The 17,735-nt window shown below is 73.1% G+C and carries 15 protein-coding genes and 1 tRNA gene; 5 read left to right on the top strand and 11 right to left on the bottom strand.

Annotated features, from left to right (window positions below; genetic code table 11):
- Positions 1–187 precede the first annotated feature (187 nt).
- Positions 188–261, bottom strand: a tRNA-Met gene (locus OG618_RS23505).
- A 56-nt stretch (positions 262–317) separates the two neighbouring features.
- The gene (locus tag OG618_RS23500; RefSeq protein WP_329489517.1) at positions 318–3,308 is read right to left on the bottom strand and encodes a UPF0182 family membrane protein; all 2,991 of its coding nucleotides are present in this window, start codon (positions 3,306–3,308) and stop codon (positions 318–320) included.
- Between the two features lie 278 nt (positions 3,309–3,586).
- On the opposite strand from OG618_RS23500, the gene OG618_RS23495 reads away from it, so the two are divergent.
- Positions 3,587–4,150 (top strand): PPA1309 family protein, encoded by a 564-nt coding sequence (locus OG618_RS23495; RefSeq protein WP_329489516.1) that lies wholly within the window; start codon positions 3,587–3,589, stop codon positions 4,148–4,150.
- Between the two features lie 62 nt (positions 4,151–4,212).
- On the opposite strand, the gene OG618_RS23490 is transcribed toward OG618_RS23495, so the two are convergent.
- The 4 genes from OG618_RS23490 to OG618_RS23475 form a co-directional block, all read right to left on the bottom strand.
- Positions 4,213–5,298, bottom strand: coding sequence for a YlbL family protein (locus OG618_RS23490; RefSeq protein WP_329489515.1), 1,086 nt, complete (start codon positions 5,296–5,298; stop codon positions 4,213–4,215).
- A 42-nt stretch (positions 5,299–5,340) separates the two neighbouring features.
- Positions 5,341–5,529 carry a hypothetical protein gene (locus tag OG618_RS23485; RefSeq protein WP_329489514.1) on the bottom strand — a complete coding sequence of 63 codons (189 nt, stop codon included), beginning with the start codon at positions 5,527–5,529 and terminating at the stop codon, positions 5,341–5,343.
- A 182-nt stretch (positions 5,530–5,711) separates the two neighbouring features.
- A complete protein-coding gene (locus OG618_RS23480) occupies positions 5,712–6,152 on the bottom strand; it encodes a molybdenum cofactor biosynthesis protein MoaE (protein WP_329489513.1) in 441 nt (146 codons plus the stop codon).
- A 144-nt stretch (positions 6,153–6,296) separates the two neighbouring features.
- Entirely contained in the window at positions 6,297–7,445 is a 1,149-nt protein-coding gene (locus tag OG618_RS23475; RefSeq protein ID WP_396488378.1) for an NAD-dependent epimerase/dehydratase family protein, read from the bottom strand.
- Positions 7,446–7,654: 209 nt separating this feature from the next.
- Here OG618_RS23475 and OG618_RS23470 point away from each other — a divergent pair, with 209 nt between their 5' ends.
- Both OG618_RS23470 and OG618_RS23465 read left to right on the top strand, forming a co-directional pair.
- A complete protein-coding gene (locus OG618_RS23470; protein ID WP_329489512.1) occupies positions 7,655–9,232 on the top strand; it encodes a zinc-dependent metalloprotease in 1,578 nt (525 codons plus the stop codon).
- Positions 9,229–9,816: an NUDIX hydrolase gene (locus OG618_RS23465; RefSeq protein WP_329489511.1), complete on the top strand. Its 588-nt coding sequence runs from the start codon at positions 9,229–9,231 to the stop codon at positions 9,814–9,816. The genes OG618_RS23470 and OG618_RS23465 overlap by 4 nt, the downstream gene beginning before the upstream one ends.
- 136 nt (positions 9,817–9,952) lie before the next feature.
- On the opposite strand, the gene OG618_RS23460 is transcribed toward OG618_RS23465, so the two are convergent.
- The gene (locus tag OG618_RS23460) at positions 9,953–10,522 is read right to left on the bottom strand and encodes a M48 metallopeptidase family protein (RefSeq protein WP_329492238.1); all 570 of its coding nucleotides are present in this window, start codon (positions 10,520–10,522) and stop codon (positions 9,953–9,955) included.
- A gap of 414 nt (positions 10,523–10,936) precedes the next feature.
- Here OG618_RS23460 and OG618_RS23455 point away from each other — a divergent pair, with 414 nt between their 5' ends.
- Positions 10,937–12,022: a ThiF family adenylyltransferase gene (locus OG618_RS23455; RefSeq protein ID WP_329489510.1), complete on the top strand. Its 1,086-nt coding sequence runs from the start codon at positions 10,937–10,939 to the stop codon at positions 12,020–12,022.
- A gap of 140 nt (positions 12,023–12,162) precedes the next feature.
- The gene (locus OG618_RS23450; RefSeq protein ID WP_329489509.1) at positions 12,163–13,554 is read left to right on the top strand and encodes an ABC1 kinase family protein; all 1,392 of its coding nucleotides are present in this window, start codon (positions 12,163–12,165) and stop codon (positions 13,552–13,554) included.
- 91 nt (positions 13,555–13,645) lie between these two features.
- Here the strand turns inward: OG618_RS23450 and OG618_RS38050 are convergent, their stop codons facing one another.
- The 4 genes from OG618_RS38050 to OG618_RS23430 all read right to left on the bottom strand — a co-directional run bounded on the left by OG618_RS38050 (position 13,646) and on the right by OG618_RS23430 (position 17,588).
- On the bottom strand, positions 13,646–13,891 hold the full coding sequence (locus tag OG618_RS38050) for a hypothetical protein (RefSeq protein WP_380388100.1): 246 nt from the start codon (positions 13,889–13,891) through the stop codon (positions 13,646–13,648).
- A gap of 149 nt (positions 13,892–14,040) precedes the next feature.
- Entirely contained in the window at positions 14,041–14,409 is a 369-nt protein-coding gene (locus tag OG618_RS23440) for a WhiB family transcriptional regulator (protein ID WP_380388088.1), read from the bottom strand.
- Positions 14,410–14,577: 168 nt separating this feature from the next.
- On the bottom strand, positions 14,578–15,060 hold the full coding sequence (locus OG618_RS23435; protein ID WP_329489507.1) for a hypothetical protein: 483 nt from the start codon (positions 15,058–15,060) through the stop codon (positions 14,578–14,580).
- 296 nt (positions 15,061–15,356) lie between these two features.
- Positions 15,357–17,588, bottom strand: a complete 2,232-nt coding sequence (locus OG618_RS23430; RefSeq protein ID WP_329489506.1) for an ATP-dependent DNA helicase UvrD2 — start codon at positions 17,586–17,588, stop codon at positions 15,357–15,359.
- Positions 17,589–17,735: the final 147 nt, after the last annotated feature.

Genomic DNA, 17,735 nt, shown 5'->3' with positions numbered 1-17,735 from the left:
CGGCGGCGCGGAACCGAAGCCGACGAAATTGCTTCGGCGCTTTGTCGATTTCCCGACACTCGGGTCCCACAAACCCCGATGCCGGCGTCGTTGGCGACGATCGATCCTACCGGAGGGGCCCACACCACCCTCGGCGGGAAACGCGAGAGGCCCGGAGGATGATCCTCCGGGCCTCTCGGCTACTGAGTAGCGGGGACAGGATTTGAACCTGCGACCTCTGGGTTATGAGCCCAGCGAGCTACCGAGCTGCTCCACCCCGCGTCGGTAGTGAAACCATAGCACGGTCGCGGGGTGGAACAGGAATCGGTTCTCCCAGCTCAGGGGCTCGCGCCCGCCGAGGGGCTCGGCGAGGCCCCGGCCGGCGCGGTGGCCGAAGGCGTGGCGGCGGGGGTGCCGCCGGCCTTCTGCTGCGCCGCCTGGGCCGCCTTGATCGCGTCGCCGAGCGCCTTCTGGGCCTGGCCGTAGGCCGCCCAGTCACCGCTCTTGAACGCGTTCTGGCTGTCGTTGTACGCCTTCTCGACGTCCGCCCAGGCCTTCTGCAGCTCCGGGGTGGTGGCCCCGCCGGTGCCCGGGGTCGCCGGCGCCGTCGGGGTGGGCGTCGGGGTGCTCGGGGTCCCCGGGGTGGTCGGCGCGGTCGGCGTGGTCGCCGGGGCGGCACCGGCGAAGACCTTCTTCAGCGCCTCCTCCAGGGTGTTCTCGAACGCCACGTTGTCGTTGCCGTACACCGCGAGCACCTTCTGCAGCGTCGGGTACTTGGCACCGCGCCCGCGCACGTACACCGGCTCGACGTTGAGCAGGCCGCCGCCGACCGGCAGGGTCAGCAGGTTGCCGTACTCCAGCTCGGAGTCACCGCCGCTCTTCAGCAGGGTGATCTGCTGGGCCACCTCCTGGCGGGAGTTGAACTGCGACTGCACCAGGTTGGGCCCGAGGGTCTTGCTGTCCCCCGGCACCTTGAGCAGCCTGATCTTCCCGTAGTCCGGCCCCGGGTCGGCACTGACCGCCATGAAGGCCGCCAGGTTCTCCCGGCCGCTCGGGACGAAGGTGCTGGTCAGCGAGAAGCCGGCGGAGGTGACCGCCGGGTCCGGCATCCGCACCGTCAGGTAGTACGGCGGCTGCGGCTGCTTGGTGTCGCTGGTCGGGTCGACCGGGATCTGCCAGATGTCGCTGCCGTTGAAGAACGAGTTGGCGTCCGTCACGTGGTACTGGCCGAGCAGGTCGCGCTGCACCTTGAACATGTCCTGCGGGTAGCGCAGGTGCGGCATCAGCGTGCCCGGGATGTCGGCCTTGGCCTTGACGGTGTCCGGGAACGCCTTCATCCAGGTCTTGAGCACCGGGTCGTTCTCGTCCCACTGGTAGAGCGTCACCTCACCGGTGTACGCGTCCACGGTGGCCTTGACCGAGTTGCGGATGTAGTTGACCTGGTTGGCGGCGGTCAGCAGCTCGCCGCGCTGGTTGGTCAGCGAGTCCTTGGTGGCCGTGCCCAGCGTCGTCTTGGAGGAGAACGGGTAGCCGTCGGAGGTGGTGTAGCCGTCCAGCACCCAGACCACCCGCCCGGGCTGGCCGTCCGGGCCGGGCTGCACGACCGGGTACGGGTCGGCGTCGATCGACAGCCACGGCGCGACCTTCTCCACCCGCTCCTTGGGCGTCCGGTCGTAGATGACCTTCGCGCCGTCGGTGATCGCCCCCGCATAGAGGATCTGCGGCTCGGCGAACTTCACCGCGTACGCGGCCCGGGTGATCGGGTTGTCCAGCGAGACACCGCTGCCGCCGGTGTACTGGTACTGCTTGTTCTCACCGGAGTCGGTGGTGTAGTCGATCTCCTGGTTGGCACCGCCGACGATCGAGTACGTGCCGGTCTTCTCGCCGTAGTAGACCCGCTGCTGGTAGTCGCCCAGCGAACCGGTGGCCGGCAGGCCCGACTCGGTGAAGACGGGCTGGCCCTTGTCGTTGACCTGGTTGCCCTTGGCCACCACCGCGCCGTAGCCGTGGGTGTACTTGAAGTGGTCGTTGATCCAGTTGCGCTGCACGCCGTTGAGGTCCAGCTCACGCAGGCCGATCACGGTGTCCTGGGCGGTCTCGCCCTTGCCGTAGCGGTCCACGTCCAGCGTGGACGGGAAGGCGTAGTAAGAGCGCTGCTGCTCGATCGACTGGAAGGTCGGCGAGACCACGTTCGGGTCCAGCAGCCGGATGTCCGCGATGGTCTGCGCGTCGGGCTTGAGCGCCTCGGCCGTGGTCGAACCCTGCGGGGTGTACTGGGTGGTCTGGCTGTCCGCGATCCCGTACGCCTGCCGCGTCGCGTCGATGTTCTTCTGGATGTACGGCGTCTCCTTGGCCTGCTCGTTCGGCTTGACCTGGAACTGCTGCACGATCGCCGGGTACACCCCGCCGATCAGCACCGCCGAGAGCACCATCAGCCCGAGGCCGATCAGGGCCGGTGCCCAGGTGCGGCGGATCGGGGTCAGGAAGAACAGCACCGCGCAGATGATCGCGACGAAGAACAGGATGGTCTTGGCCGGCAGGAACGCGTTGGCGTCCACGTAGCGCAGGCCGGTCCAACCGGTGACGCTCTTGTACGAGCCGGTCTTCACCGCCAGCGCGTACCGGTCCAGCCAGTACGCCACCGCCTTCAGCAGCACGAACACGCCGAGCAGCACCGCGAGGTGGCCCTGCGCGCCGGCACTGGCCCGGCGGCCCGGGCCCTGCAGCCGCAGGCCCCCGTACAGGTAGTGCACCAGCGCCGAGGTCAGCAGCGAGACGATCACCGCGCTGAACGCGAAGCCGAGCAGGAACTCGTAGAACGGCAGCTCGAAGGCGTAGAACGAGACGTCCATGCCGAACTGCTGGTCCTTGACGCCGAAGGACGTCCCGTTGGTCCACAGCAGCCAGGTCCGCCACTGGCCCGAGGCGGCGGCGCCGGCCACCAGGCCGATCACCAGCGAGATCCCGATCAGCGCCCAGCGCTTGAACGGCGCCAGGCCGGCCCGGTAGCGGTCCAGGCTCTGCTGCTCCACCGACATCGCCGACAGCGGCGGCCGGAGCCGGTGCGCCAGCCAGATGTTGGCGCCCACGACCAGCGCCATCAACAGGCCGAAGACGGCGAACAGGCCGACCTTCGTCCAGAGCTGGGTGGTGAACACCGAGGAGTAGTGGACCGACTTGAACCAGAGCCAGTCCGTCCAGAACCCGGCGAACATGACGAACAACAGGAAGAGCACCGCGAGTACGCCCAGGGTCAGCAGGAGTACCCGCGCCCGCCGGGAGGGCGGGCCTACCCTGCGCCGGAATCCCGGCCCTGAGCGTTCCGGCATCTGGAATACCACGGGGCACCTCAGCTGTGTCGTCTGGAATCGAGCGGTCGTCAGTGCAACTTAACCAGGCTTTAGCCGAGTTCCCACCGTTAGCAGACGGTTACTCCGGCGTTCCCCGGCCGCAGCCGTCCGGCCGTCCGGCCACCGGACGCGCCACCGGGCGCCGCCGCGGTCCGGGCACCCCCGGGCGGCCCCGCGGCTCCGCCCCGTAGGCGCCGCGCCCGCCCCCGCCGGACCTGTGGCACCGCCCGGACCGCCCGGCGTGTGAGGATTGAGGCATGTCCGATGTCTCCAATTCCCCCGACGACGTCTCCAAGCTCCCGGCCGCGACCCCGCTGACCCGGGCCGCGCTGGAGATCGACGAGTACGCCGCCACCCTCGGCTGGGACCTCCCGGCCCGGCTGTTCGCCCTGGTGGACAGCGCGGCCCTGCTCAAGGCCGATCCCGGGATCGCCAAGAAGCTCGGCCTCTCCGACAGCCCGGAGGCCGGCCTCACCCCGATCGAGCAGGACGAACTGCCCGAAGGCATGGAGCTGGACAAGTTCCTGGGCACCATCGCCTGGCCCGACGCGGTGGTCGGCTGCGCCCTGGTGGTCGAGCGGCTGATGCTGCCGCCGGGCGCCGAGCAGTCCCGCCCGCGCAACGCCAGCGACGCCCAGCTCGCCGACTGGGTGGCCAACCACCCCAACCGCGAGGAAGTGCGGATCACCGCCGCCGTGCTGCGCGACGGCAAGCGGGAGATCGCCCTGCGGCTGCGCTCCAAGGACGTCGCCCGCGAGGTGCTGACCGGCCCCGACCTCGTCCCCGGCCTGACCGCGGCGCTGCTCGCCACCTTCTCCTAGGCCACGACCGGTACGCCGCGGGCCCCGGACGGGACCGTCCGGGGCCCGCGGTGTCCGGCCGGTCAGCCGGTGGCGCAGGAGGGCAGCGCGGCGGTCTGGCCGCTGCGCACCTGCTCCAGCGACTTCAGCGCGCCGTCCAGCGTCTCGGTCCTGATCAGGGTCAGTCCGGACGGGGTGTTCTTGCCGGCCTCGGCGCAGTTGGCGGCCGGGGTGAAGAAGTACTGGGCGCCGGCGTCCCGGGCCGCGATCAGCTTCATCGATATCCCGCCGATCGGCCCGACGCCGCCGGCGTCGTCGATGGTGCCCGTCCCCGCGACGAACTTGCCGCCGGTGAGGTCCTCCGGCGTCAGCTTGTCGATGATGCCCAGCGAGAACATCAGGCCCGCGCTCGGCCCGCCGACGTCCTGGAGGCCGATGTCGATCTGGAACGGGTAGGTGTGCCGCACGCCGGGCCGGATGCCGACCATGGCGGCGCCGGTGTCGGGGGACTTCACGGTCGGGACGGCGATGTCGGTCCGGGCCGCCGCCGGGTCCGCCTTGCTCGCGTCCTTGACCATCGGCACCACGGTGAAGACGGCCGTCTCGCCGGGCTGGTGCTTGGTGACGGCCTTCGCCACGCTGTCCGCGTCGGTGACCGGGGCGCCGTCGACCGCGATGATCCGGTCCCCGGCGTGCAGCTTGCCCTCGGCCGGGGCCCCGGCCGTGACCGACTGGACGATCAGCTCGTTACCGACCGGGATGCCGAGCTGGGTCAGCGCCGCCGTCCGCGCGTGGTCCTCGGAGAGCGCGAACTCCTCGGCGTTCTGCCGCTTGGCGTCGGCGTCCGTCTGGCCCTTCGGGTAGACGTTGTCGTGCGGTACCACCAGCACGTCGTCCCGGAGCCACCCGACCACCGCGTTGACCAGGCTGGGCTCGTACTTGGCACCGGTGACCTGGACGGTGGTCATGTTGAGGTGGCCGCTCACCGGGTAGGACTCGTGGCCGGTGACGGTGATCACCGGCGTGCCCGTCTTCTCCTGCACCCCGAGCGTGTTGTACGTCGGCCCCGGGCTCATCTCCGTGTACGGCACCTTCATCATCACCGACGCGCAGAGCAGCGCTATGAGCAGCAGGGTGGCGGCGAGCATCGTCGCAGAGCGGCGTGGCATGCCTCGACAGTACGGGACGCGCCCGACGCCACGCCCGCCGGGCTACCGGCCGGGGTCCTCGCCCGGGCCGGGGGCGGCGGTGGTGCGTTCCATGGCGGCCATGAAGCGCCGGTGCTCGGCGAGGGAGGCGGGGTCACCGGTGGCTCTGGGGGACCGCTGGGCCCAGCCCGCCCACACGGCGGCGAACAGTGCGGCGATGACAGGAATGATCAACCAGGCGAGCGCAGCCATATCAGTACTCCCAGCTCGTCGTGTCTATGAGCAGACTAACCACCCCGCCGGAGAACGCGGGTGGCGCCGTCCGGGTTACGGCACGGCCGATCGGCTCACTGCCAGGGAGTATCCGGGGCGCCGGCCCGGACCCGTTCGGGTGAAGGCCCGGCGCGCCTGCGCGTCGGCGGTCTCCGGGTGGGTCAGCAGCCGCCGGCGCCGACCCACTCCTCCTCGCCGTCGGAGAACACCTGGTGCTTCCAGATCGGCACCTCGTGCTTGAGGTCGTCGATCAGCCGGCGGGCGGCGGCGAACGCCTCGCCCCGGTGGGCGCAGGAGACGGCGACGATCACGGCCTTGTCGGTGATCTCCAGCCGGCCGATCCGGTGCACCGCGGCGAGCGCCCGGACCGGGAACTCCGCGACGACCTTCTCGGCGATCCGGCGCATCTCCTGCTCGGCCGAGGGGTGGCAGCTGTACTCCAGCGCGGCGACCGACTTCCCGCCGTCGTGGTCCCGGACCGTCCCGACGAAGACGGTCGTACCGCCGGCGGCGTCGTCGCCGACCGCCTCGTAGACCTCGTCGAGCGAGAGGGGGGTGTCGCGGACGGCGAGCAGGCGGATGGGGTCGTGGTTGTCGGCCATACCCCCATGATTCCCCATCGCGGGCGACTTCGGGCAAGGGGGTTCCGTATCACGATTGGGAAATTTCGCATCGTGAGAACTGAGGCACCCCGACCGCGGCGGGCACCGGTGCGGCGGGCCCCGCCCGCCGCGGCCGTCGAAGGGTCAGAAGCGGCGCCGCTTGCGCGCCCGCCGGACCAGCGCGGCCGTACCGACCAGCGCCACCGTCGCCCCGGCCGCGCCCAGGCTGGTGGCGGCCTCCTTGCCGCCGAGCCGCCGCCCGGCCACCGCGTGCTTCCCGGAGACCTGCGCCAGCAGCTCCGCCAGCACCTGCTCGTTGGTGTAGGTCGGACGCCAGCCCGCCTCGTGCAGCCGGCTGCCGGACACCACCCAGGGGTACATCGTGTACGCGAGGTCCCCGGCCGGGGCCGGGGTCAGCCCGAGCCGGTGCAACCGGGCCGCGGTGCCCAGCGCGAGCGAGGCCGGCAGCTCCATCCGCCGGATGCCTGACAGCCGCTCCACGTCCTCCTGCTCCAGCCAGCCGTCGCAGCCGACCGTGACCTCGCCCTCGACCAGCCCGAGCGCCGCGTACTCCAGCGCCGCCGCCAGGTCGTCCACGTGGCAGAACTGCCAGCACGGCCGGGAGCCCGCCACCACCAGCAGCCGGGGCGCCTCGAAGTGCCGGGTCAGCACGGTGTCGACGCCGGGCCCGACCACCACGGCCGGACGCAGCACGGTCACCTGCAGCCCCGGGTGGGCCCGCGGGGCCCGCCGGGCCAGCCGCTCGATCTCCAGCAGGTCGCCGACCAGCGAGGCCTCCTCGGTGGCCCGCAGCTCGGAGTCCTCGGCCAGCGGCACCTCGTTGTCGGCGAGCGCGCCGTAGACCATCGCGGAGGTGCACAGCACCACCCGGTGCACCCCGGCCGCCGCGGCGGCGGTCAGCACGGTCTGCGCGCCGCGCACGTTGTAGGCGCTGCGGGCGCGCGGATCGGACTCCATCCCGAGGTCCATCGCCAGGTGGACGACCACGTCCACACCGGCCAGCCGCTCGGCCACCGCCGGGTCGCGGACGTCCAGGACGCGCCACTGCACGCCCGGCACCTCGCCCCGCCGGTCGTCGACGGCGAGCACCTTCCTCACCCCCGGCGAGGCGACCAGGCGGGCGGCGACGCGCTCGCCGAGCACACCGGCGGCGCCGGTGACGGCCACGGTCAGTGGCCTTCCGCCGTAGGCTGGAGGCGGCGACGCCGTGATGTCCGGGGCGTCCTCTCCTCCGGTCAGCCCAGAGCGAACGTCCGAAGGCGGGGAACTCACCGGCCATCCTCCACGGTTAGCTTATGTGCGTACGTGCGTGTGTCACGTACGTCCATCCTGCCCGAGGCGAAGGCCCGGCGGTGCACCCGGCGCGGACCAGCCGTGCGGGAGCCGCCCACCGAACGCGAGTCCCCCACTCCGCGGACCGTCCCGGGCGGGCCGAAATTCCGCCACCACCCCGCATGACGGCCGACCGGATCGAGGACCCCGTGAGCGACCTTCCCTTCGGATTCGGCGTTCCGCCAGAGGAGCCCGAGGACGGCAAGCCCGAGGACGGCAAGGGCAAGCCCGGCGACGAGCAGAAGAAGAAGGACCAGGGCGGCGAGCAGGGCGGCCCCCAGCCGTTCGGCTTCGGCGGGAACCCCTTCGGCGCGCTCTTCGGCATGGGGATGCCCGGCGCTCCCGGCGCTCCCGGCACCCCGAGCGGGCCCGGCGGGGGCGACAACCCCTTCGCCGCGATGTTCGGCGGCCTCAACCCCAACGACCTCGGCGCCGCCTTCCAGCAGCTCGGCCAGATGCTCTCGTTCGAGGGCGGCCCGGTGAACTGGGACCTCGCCAAGGACATCGCCCGCCAGACCGTCGTCGCCGAGCCCGTCGAGGGCAAGTCCAAGGACCGGTCGGTCGGCGCCTCCGAGCGCTCCGCCGTCGCCGAGGCCGTCCGGCTCGCCGACCTCTGGCTGGACGGCGCCACCGAGTTCCCCTCCGGGGCCGGCACCGCCGTCGCCTGGAGCCGGGCCGAGTGGATCGAAGCCACCCTGCCGGTCTGGAAGGACCTCGTGGACCCGGTCGCCGAGCGGGTGGGCACGGCCATGGGCGGCGTCCTGCCCGAGGAGATGCAGGCCATGGCGGGCCCGCTGATGGGCATGATGCGCTCGATGGGCGGCGCCATGTTCGGCAGCCAGATCGGCCAGGCGCTCGGCGCGCTCGCCGCCGAGGTGGTCGGCTCGACCGACGTCGGCCTGCCGCTGGCCCCCGCCGGGAAGGCCGCGCTGCTGCCGCAGAACATCGCCGAGTTCGGCGAGGGCCTGAACGTGCCCGCCGACGAGGTCCGGCTCTACCTCGCCCTGCGCGAGGCCGCCCACCAGCGCCTCTTCGCCCACGTGCCGTGGCTGCGCGCCCACCTGTTCGGCGCCGTCGAGGCCTATGCGCGCGGCATCAAGGTCGACACCTCCCGGATGGAGGAGCTCGCCGGCCAGCTCGACCCGAGCAACCCCGAGGCGCTCCAGGAGGCCCTGGCCGGCGGACTGCTCCAGCCCGAGGACACCCCCGAGCAGAAGGCCGCGCTCGCCCGTCTGGAGACGGCGCTCGCGCTGGTCGAGGGCTGGGTCGACGCCGTGGTGCACACCGCCGCCGAACCGCACCTGCCGCAGGCCGGCGCGCTGCGCGAGACCGTCCGCCGCCGCCGTGCGGCCGGCGGACCCGCCGAGCAGACCTTCGCCACCCTGGTCGGCCTGGAGCTGCGCCCGCGCCGGCTGCGCGACGCCGCCCGGCTCTGGGCGCTGCTCGCCGACGCCCGGGGCATCGAGGGCCGCGACGACCTCTGGCAGCACCCCGACATGCTCCCCACCGCCGCCGACCTGGACGACCCGGACGCCTTCGTGCACCGGGACACCGCCGGCGACACCGAGGGCGGCCTGGACTTCGACGCGATCGACAAGCTGCTCGGCGAGGCCGCCGCGGGCGGGTCGTCGAAGTCCTCGGAGCCCTCGAAGCCTTCGGAGTCCGCCAAGCCCGACCTGGAGAAGAAGGACGACGGCGAGGACGGGAAGGGCGAGCCGACCGCATGACGCTCACCGAGACGGGCGCGTCCGCCCTGCACGCGGACGCGGTCCGCACCCTGAGCGGCTGGCGTCCGGCCGGCCCGGACCAGGAGCGGCTGCGCCTCGACTACCTGGACCACCTGGCCGAGCAGCCCGAGGGTCTGTTCCGCTCCTGCCTGCCCGCTCACATCACCGCCAGCGCGGCCGTGGTGGACCCGGCCGCCGGGCGGGTGCTGCTGACCCTGCACCCCAAGGTCGGCCTCTGGCTGCAGATGGGCGGCCACTGCGAGCCGGGCGACCGCGACCTGGCCTCCGCCGCGCTGCGCGAGGCCACCGAGGAGTCGGGCATCCCGGACCTCGTGCTGCTGGCCGCCGACGGCGTACCGGTACCGGCCAAGCTCGACCGGCACCAGGTCCGCTGCACCGGCAAGGACCAGCCGGAGAACACCCACCTGGACGTCCAGTACATCGCGGTGGCCCCGCCCGGCGCCGAGGCGCTGATCAGCGAGGAGTCGCTGGACCTGCGCTGGTTCGGCTTCGACGAGCTGCCCGAGCTGACCGACCACTCGGTGCGCGACCTGGTGGCGCGCGCCCGGCAGCTCACCGGCTGAGGCGCGACAGACCTGAGGGGGCGCGGGCCACAGGGGCCCGCGCCCCCTCTGTCGTGCGTCCGTCCGCCGCTGACCCGCGCCCGTCCGCCCCGCGTCGCCCGCCGCCCGCGCCCGCCACGGGGGTGCGGCGCTCCGGTCAGCCGCAGGATCCGGCCGGCTCGGCCTCCGGCGGACCCGCGTGCCGGGCGCCCGGGATGTGCGGCAGCCGGGCCGCCGAGGCGACGCCCTCCAGATAGCCGCGCGCCCGCTCCGTCCGCGGGTACGCCTCCAGCAGGGCCCAGAACGAGGCGCCGTGGTCCGGCACCAGCAGGTGGGCGAGCTCGTGCAGCAGCACGTAGTCGACGACGTACTCCGGCATGCCCTGCAGCCGGTGCGAGAGCCGGATGGTCCGCTCGCTGGGGGTGCAGGAACCCCAGCGCGAGTTCTGGTTGGTGACCCAGCGGACCTGGACCGGCTGGGCGCGGTTGCCCAGGTAGGCGGCGGACAGCTCGCGCGCCCGGACGGCCAGCGCGTCGTCGCCGAGCACCCGGCGGCTCTCCTGGGCGGCCAGCTTCTCCAGCATCTGCGCGACCCAGCGCTGTTCCTCGGCGTGCGACATCCGGGCCGGGATCAGCACGACCGTGCGGTCGCCCTCACGGTAGGCCGAGACGGTGCGGCTGCGCCGGGCACTGCGGCGGACCTCCACCCGGGAGCGGTCGAAGGGCAGCTCGACGTGTTTCTCCGACGGCGCGGGGGGCTGCGCGGGCGCCGATCCGGGCTGTTGGTCCGGGCGCCCGCGCGTGCTCGGCGTCGCGACCTGGGACCCGGAGGCTGCACGGGCACGCCGACGCGACGCCGGGGGATGGGAGTCCCGTTCGGCTGCCATGGCACACGACGTTACCCGGTACCACTGACAGAAGTCCGCTGCCATGGCCGAAATCTTTCGTGGAGTGATCGGGAACGAAAGGCCGACGGCGGGTGTCCGGAATGCGACCCCGTACCGGCCGGCAGGTTATCCACAGGGCATGCGAACGGATCATTCGATCATGTGCTCGTGCCTGTGGACAACGCCGGGCACGGATCCGCGCCGATCGGGCAGGCTGGCCCCGGCCGTCCGGAAACGATCGGAAGGAAATCCACCGTGCGCCTCCTGCTGAAGCCCGCCCTCTCCCGCAGCTGGCGGGACTCCGAGACCCTGCAGTTCGGCACCGTCCGCCAGTACGCCGGGGTGGTCGAACGCGCGGACCGGGCCCGCTGCGACTTCCTCGGCCTGCTCGACGGGACGCGGGACCGGCCCGCGCTGCTGGCCGCCGGCGAGCGGGCCGGCCTCGGGCGCGAGCCGACCGGCGCACTGCTGGACGAGCTGGAGCGGACCGGGCTGCTCGACGACGCCGAGGCGGCGGGCCGTGCGCTGGCCCGCTTCCCGCAGCCGCACCGGGAGCTGCTCGGCCCGGACCTCGCTTCGCTCTCCCTGGTGCACTCCGCCCCCGGCGCCGCCCCCGCCGTCCTCGGCCGCCGGACCGACCACCGGGTGGAGGTGCGCGGGGCCGGCCGGGTCGGCGCCGCGATCGCCGCCGTCCTGGCGGCCGCCGGTACGGGGGCGGTCACCGTCACCGACACCGGCCGGGTGCGGCCCGCGGACTGCTCCCCCGCCGGCCTGCCGCCCGGCGAGGTCGGGCGGCTGCGGTCCACCGCGGCCCGCGACGCCGTCCGGCGGGCCTCGGCCCGCCGCACGGCTCCGAGCACCCGCCGCCCGTCGGCGCGGGACCTCGACCTGGTGGTGCTGGCGCCGAGGGACGGCAGCGGTGCCTTCGCCGGCGGCGCGGCCGAGGCCAGGGAGCTGCTGCGGGCCGGGGTGCCGCACCTGTACGTCGGGGTGGTGGAGGAGTTCGGCGTGGTCGGCCCGCTCGTCGTGCCCGGTGTCTCGGCCTGCGGCCACTGCCTGGTACTGGCCCGCGAGGACGAGGATCCGGCCTGGCCCCGGATCCTGGCCCAGCTCGCCGACGAGGGCCCCGGCCGGGCCCGCACCCCCGCCTGCGACACCGGCCTGGCGACGGCCGTGGCGGGCCTCGCCGCCCTCCACGCCCAGGTCTACCTGGACGGCGGCCGGCCGCCGAGCCTCGACGGCTGGTGCGAACTCTCGGCCGTCGACGGCATGCCCCGGCGGCTGCGGCTGAAGGGCCACCCCGACTGCGGCTGCCTCTGGCAACCGCAGCCGCCGGGATGACCGCGGCGGGGCGCCGCGGCGACCGCCGCACGACAGGTCGGAAAAGGGGGCCGGGACCGGGGCGGCGAGCGGGCACAATGGCGTAGTGATGGTCGGCCCCCGGTCGTGGGGTGCCGGGGGCGTGTGGATTGGAGGCCCGGGTGAGCGATCTTCCGCGCAAGGCAATGACCCGCACGGCACGGCTCGCAGCCCTGCCGCTGGGAATCGCCGGGCGGGCCACCCTCGGGCTGGGGAAGCGGATCGGCGGGCGCTCCGCCGAGGTGGTGACGGCCGAGCTCCAGCAGGCCACCGCCGACCAGCTCTTCAAGGTCCTGGGCGAGCTCAAGGGCGGGGCGATGAAGTTCGGGCAGGTGCTGTCCGTCTTCGAGGCCGCGCTGCCCGAGGAGGTCGCCGGGCCCTACCGGGCGGCCCTGACCAAACTGCAGGACGCCGCCCCGCCGATGCCCGCCGCCAAGGTCCACACCGCCCTCGCGGAGCGCCTGGGCGAAGGCTGGCGGGAGCTGTTCCGGGAGTTCGACGACCGGCCGGCGGCCGCCGCCTCGATCGGGCAGGTGCACCGGGCCGTCTGGCACGACGGCCGCGAGGTGGCCGTCAAGGTCCAGTACCCGGGCGCGGGCGACGCCCTGCTGGCGGACCTCACGCAGCTGAGCCGGGTGGCCTGGCTGCTCGGCCCGCTCATCCCCGGCCTCGACATCAAGCCGCTGATCACCGAGTTGCGCGAGCGGGTCGCCGAGGAGCTGGACTACGAGCTGGAGGCGCAGGCCCAGCGCCGGCACGCCGAGGAGTTCGCTGGCGACCCGGACATCCAGGTGCCCGGTGTGGTCGCGCAGGCCGACCAGGTGCTGGTCACCGAGTGGATGGACGGCACCCCGCTGGCCGAGGTGATCACCGGCGGCACCCAGGAGGAGCGCGACCGGGCCGGGCACCTGCTGGCCCGGTTCCTGTTCGCCGGCCCGTCCCGGACCGGCCTGCTGCACGCCGACCCGCATCCGGGCAACTTCCGGCTGCTCAAGGACGACGGCCCGGTCGCCGGCTGGCGGCTCGGGGTGCTGGACTTCGGCACCGTCGACCGGCTGCCGGGCGGGCTGCCCGCCCCGATCGGCGCCTCCCTGCGGATGGCCCTGGCGGGCGACGCCGCGGGCGTGCTGGAGATGCTGCGCGAGGAGGGCTTCGTCAAGCCCTCGATCGAGCTGGACCCGGACGCGGTGCTGGACTACCTCGTCCCGATCATCGAGCCGGCGGCGGTGGACACCTTCCACTTCACCCGGGCCTGGATGCGGGCCCAGGCCGCGCGGATCGCCGATCCGCGGTCGCCCGCCTACAACCTGGGCAAGCAGCTCAACCTGCCCCCGGCGTACCTGCTGATCCACCGGGTCACGCTGAGCACCATCGGGGTGCTCTGCCAGCTGGGCGCCAACGCGCCGTTCCGGGCGGAGATGCGGCGGTGGCTCCCGGAGTTCGAGGAGCGCCCCGCCACCCCGCCGAAGGCGCGCACCGCCACCAAGGCCACCAAGGCTGTCAAGAAGCCCTGACCGGTCCGGGCAGCAACGGCCGCAGGCCGCCCCCCCGGTTCGGGGGGCGGCCTGCGGCACGACGGGGGTGGAACTCTTACGGCCCGGCGCGCTACATCAGCGCGACGGCGAGGGCCTTGCGGGCCCGCAGCGAGGCCCGTTCGGCCCTCAGCTTGAGCCGGCGGGCCCGGGCGACCCGGGAGACGAGCCGTTCGTGCTCGGCCTCTTGCAAGCGCTCTTGCATATGGGCACGGGCCAGGGATTCGTGGAGGAGTTGCATCTCAAGGGTCCTGTTCTGGATCTGAAGTTCGGTGGTCTGCTCAGCGCGGACGGTCGGGTCAATGGCGGCGGGGGTCATGTCGTGGTCCTGCTCGTGGTGCGACGTAGGGAAGTGGACGGTGCGGGCCGCGTCGGCCTTGGCGGCGGCGATTCGCACGGAGCGGCGAAGGGTGCTGTCCAGCGGGGGCTGCTCTCCCCGGCGGACGGCCTTGGCTCCGAGCGCGGGGTTCACGCTGCGACCTCGGTCTTGCGCGGGCGGCCACGCGGCCGCTTGCGGGCCACGACGACACCCTGGACGAAGAGCTCGCCACCCCAGACGCCCCACGGCTCGCGCCGCTCCAGCGCACCGGTCAGACACGCGTCCTTGACCGGGCAGGTGCCACAGAGGGACTTCGCGTACTCGACGTCGGCGGGCGTCTCGGCGAAGAAGACCTCCGGGTCGAAGGCGCGGCACGGGATGGGGAGACCGAGCGCCTCGGCCTGCTCGATGGTGGTGATCTGCATCAGGGAAACCTCCGGAGGGTCGGCCTGGTCGGCCGGGGTGATCTGGCTTGTCTGCGGTACGGACGGGATGGGCGGCGTGATGACCGTGGACACTGTGGGCGTCTTCCTCGTCTTTTCAGTGGGTCCGGCTCAGCTGACTGGTGGGGCTGGGCCGGAGGCCCCGGAGGGCCTGGGTGGTCTTGCGTACCGGACAAAACAGAAGGGCCGCGGATCCCGGTGTGACGGGTTCCGCGGCCCTGGAGGTGCCGACCTGAGGCTTCCTCAGGTTCGTTCTCTCCAGGGTTCAGGCCCGCGGAAGGCCCGCATCCGGACGGCCGTGGCTCCCGTAAAGGCGGCCATGGCCTGCTCGTTGATCTGCTGCTCGTTCTGCTTCTGGGCGTTTCCGGCACCGATGACCCGCGCATAGCCGCCATGCATGGCGACGGCTACGGCTGCCTTCGGTGCCTGGGTCGGTCGCTCGTCACGCAGGGAGCGCGACGTGCTCACGGCCGCCCAGCCACGGGACAGACCGGTCTCGACAGAGGTGCCGTCAATACCGCCCGTGATATCCGCGCCGCAGGGGCCAGTGTGTCCAAGACCACTGACAACGGAGGCGACGGAAGCGGGAATGACGGAGGCACCCACGGCTTCGAGACCCAGACCGGTTCCACCCAGCTCGGCGAGAGCCCGCAGGCGGGCGGCACGCAGAGAGGCAGCGGCGACGACGGTCTGGCCAGTCAGTTTGGTGATCATGATGGTTTCCACTGTCTTCGCCTCCTCTCGGCGTCTCGCGGGGCCTGGTTTCCCGGGCTCCGAACTGTTCGGATGTCTGTCTCGGTGGTGCAGGTGATGCAGGTGGTGCGTGGTGCGGAGAAGCTGTCGGGCCCAGGAGGACATGGCACAGGCGTCACCCCGTGCGTTCGCGTCCCCTTGACCGCTCCGGCAGGCTATTGCGCTCCCGGTACGGCGCGCAAACTATTTTTCCGGCGAGTTTCTCGACGGCTTCCGAAGGAGCCCGGGGCATCGGCTCCGCCCGCCCCGGGGACCTCCCCGGGACGGGCTCAGGCCGGTTCGTCCGGATCGCCGTCCTCGACGTCGACCGGATCCTCCGTGAGCTCTTCCCCCGCACACAACGAGAGCACGGCGGCCCCGTACTTGTCCAGCTTCATCGCACCGACCCCCGAGATCACCGCCAGTTCCTGGGTGGTCGCCGGGACGTCCTCGGCGATCGCCATCAGCGTCGCGTCGGTGAACACCACGTAGGCCGGGGCGCCCTGCTTCTTCGCCTGCCCGGCCCGCCACTCGCGCAGCCGCTCGTACAGCGCCTCGTCCATCGTGGAGGGGCAGCTCTCGCAGCGGCGCAGCTTGCGCTCGACCGCCTCGGTGAGCACCCGCTCGCAGACCCGGCAGCGGACCGGGCCGCGCACCCGGCGCCCGGCGGAGCGCTCGCCGGCCTCGACGCCACCGCGCCCGCCCCGGCCCCCGGCGCGCGCGCCCGGTGCGCCGGAGTTCGGCCGCAGCCCGTCCAGGAAGCGGGTCGGCTTGCGGTTGCCCCGGCCGCCCGGCGAGCGGGAGAGCGACCAGGAGAGCGAGAGGTGCTTGCGGGCCCGGGTGACGCCGACGTAGAGCAGCCGGCGCTCCTCCTCGACCTGCTCGTCCGTCTTGGCGTAGATGATCGGCATGGTGCCCTCGGTGAGGCCGACCAGGAAGACGGCGTCCCACTCCAGGCCCTTGGCGGCGTGCAGCGAGGCCAGCGTGACGCCCTCGACGGCGGGCGCGTGCTGGGCCGCGGCCCGGCCGTCCAGCTCGGCGACGTACGCGGCCAGGTCGGCCGGCTCCCCGGCCGCCGTGCGGGTGCGCTCGAAGTCCTCGGCGAGCCGGACCAGCGCGGCCAGCGACTCCCAGCGCTCGCGCACCGCGCCGGAGCCGGCCGGCGGCTCCGCGGTGAAGCCCCGGGTCGCGAGCACCGCCCGGACCTGCGCGGCGAGGCCGGGGGTGCCGTCGGTGAGCGGGTCGGAGGCGGCCCGGGCGGCGCCGCGCAGCAGCACGCCGGCGTCCCGCACCTCGGGGCGCTCGAAGAACCGCTCGGCGCCCTTGAGCTGGTAGGAGACGCCGAGGTCGGCGAGTGCCTGCTCGTAGACCTCGGACTGGCCGTTGGTGCGGAACAGCACGGCGACCTCGCTGGCCCGCACCCCGGACGCCAGCAGCTCCTTGATCCGGCGGGCGGTGGTCTCGGCCTCGGTCGGCTCGTCCTCGTACTCGGTGTAGACGGGCTCGGGACCGGCCTCGCGCTGCGAGACCAGCTCCAGCCGGTGCCGGGCCGCCTGGCCGCGGGCCTGCGCGAGCAGTCCGTTGGCCAGGTGGACGACCTGCGGGGTGGAGCGGTAGTCCCGGACCAGCTTGACCACCGTCGCCTCGGGGTGGCGGGTGCGGAAGTTCAGCAGGTAGTCGGGGGTGGCGCCGGTGAACGAGTAGATGGTCTGGCTGGCGTCGCCGACCACGCAGAGGCTGCCCGCGGCGGGGCCGGTCCACTGGTCGAGCAGCCGCTGCTGGAGCGGCGAGACGTCCTGGTACTCGTCGACGGTGAAGTGCCGGTACTGGGCGCGGACCTGGTCGGCGATGTCCGGGCGGTCCTCCAGGATCGCGGCGGTCAGCAGCAGGACGTCCTCGAAGTCGATGACGCCGCGGCGGCTCTTGGTCTCCTCGTACACCCGGTACACCTGGGCGATCTCGGCCGGGTCGCGCGGGGCCTCGCGGGCCGACTTCTGCACCGCGGCCGGGTAGTCGTCCGGGCCGATCTGGGAGACCTTGGCCCACTCGATCTCGGCGGTGAGGTCGCGCAGTTCGGTGCGCTGGACGCGCAGCCCGCAGCGCGCGGCGGACTCCGCGACCAGCTGGACCTTGCGCTCCACCAGCTGCGGCACCGGGCCGCCCACGGCGCGCGGCCAGAAGTACTGGAGCTGGCGCAGCGCGGCGGCGTGGAAGGTGCGGGCCTGGACGCCCTCGGCGCCGAGCTGGCGCAGCCGCCCGCGCATCTCCCCCGCCGCGCGGGCGGTGAAGGTGACGGCGAGCACCTGGGCGGGCTGGTAGACCCCGCTGCGGACCCCGTAGGCGATCCGGTGGGTGATGGCGCGCGTCTTGCCGGTGCCGGCGCCGGCGAGCACGCAGACGGGCCCCTGCAGGGCGGTGGCGACGGCCCGCTGCTCGGGGTCGAGCCCGGCGAGCACCGCGTCGGGGCCGGACGCGGCGCGGTAGTCGTCGAACGGGCTGCCGCTCAAGAGGTCTTCCTGCATGCGTTCCATCCTCTCAGCCCGGTGCGACAACCGGGGCGGGCTTGTCCACAGGCCCGGTGCGATCGCAGGATGAACGGTGCGCGCTCGGGCGTGCGAGGTCGATCTCACGCCGGGCGCACGCGGAATGACCGTTGCGTGACGGACGTT

Origin of the sequence: Kitasatospora sp. NBC_01246 (genome assembly GCF_036226505.1) — a bacterium.
Classification (GTDB): Bacteria; Actinomycetota; Actinomycetes; order Streptomycetales; family Streptomycetaceae; genus Kitasatospora.
The sequence above is the reverse complement of the archived record's forward strand: the minus strand, read 5'-3'. Positions and strand labels throughout refer to the sequence as shown.

What these genes read in the sequence shown, in the direction of transcription:
- OG618_RS38050 (WP_380388100.1), bottom strand. Translation starts at nt 13,891, where the DNA reads ATGACCCCCGCCGCCATTGACCCGACCGTCCGCGCTGAGCAGACCACC.
- OG618_RS23500 (WP_329489517.1), bottom strand. Translation starts at nt 3,308, where the DNA reads ATGCCGGAACGCTCAGGGCCGGGATTCCGGCGCAGGGTAGGCCCGCCC.
- OG618_RS23480 (WP_329489513.1), bottom strand. Translation starts at nt 6,152, where the DNA reads ATGGCCGACAACCACGACCCCATCCGCCTGCTCGCCGTCCGCGACACC.
- OG618_RS23495 (WP_329489516.1), top strand. Translation starts at nt 3,587, where the DNA reads ATGTCCGATGTCTCCAATTCCCCCGACGACGTCTCCAAGCTCCCGGCC.
- OG618_RS23465 (WP_329489511.1), top strand. Translation starts at nt 9,229, where the DNA reads ATGACGCTCACCGAGACGGGCGCGTCCGCCCTGCACGCGGACGCGGTC.
- OG618_RS23490 (WP_329489515.1), bottom strand. Translation starts at nt 5,298, where the DNA reads ATGCCACGCCGCTCTGCGACGATGCTCGCCGCCACCCTGCTGCTCATA.
- OG618_RS23430 (WP_329489506.1), bottom strand. Translation starts at nt 17,588, where the DNA reads ATGCAGGAAGACCTCTTGAGCGGCAGCCCGTTCGACGACTACCGCGCC.
- OG618_RS23485 (WP_329489514.1), bottom strand. Translation starts at nt 5,529, where the DNA reads ATGGCTGCGCTCGCCTGGTTGATCATTCCTGTCATCGCCGCACTGTTC.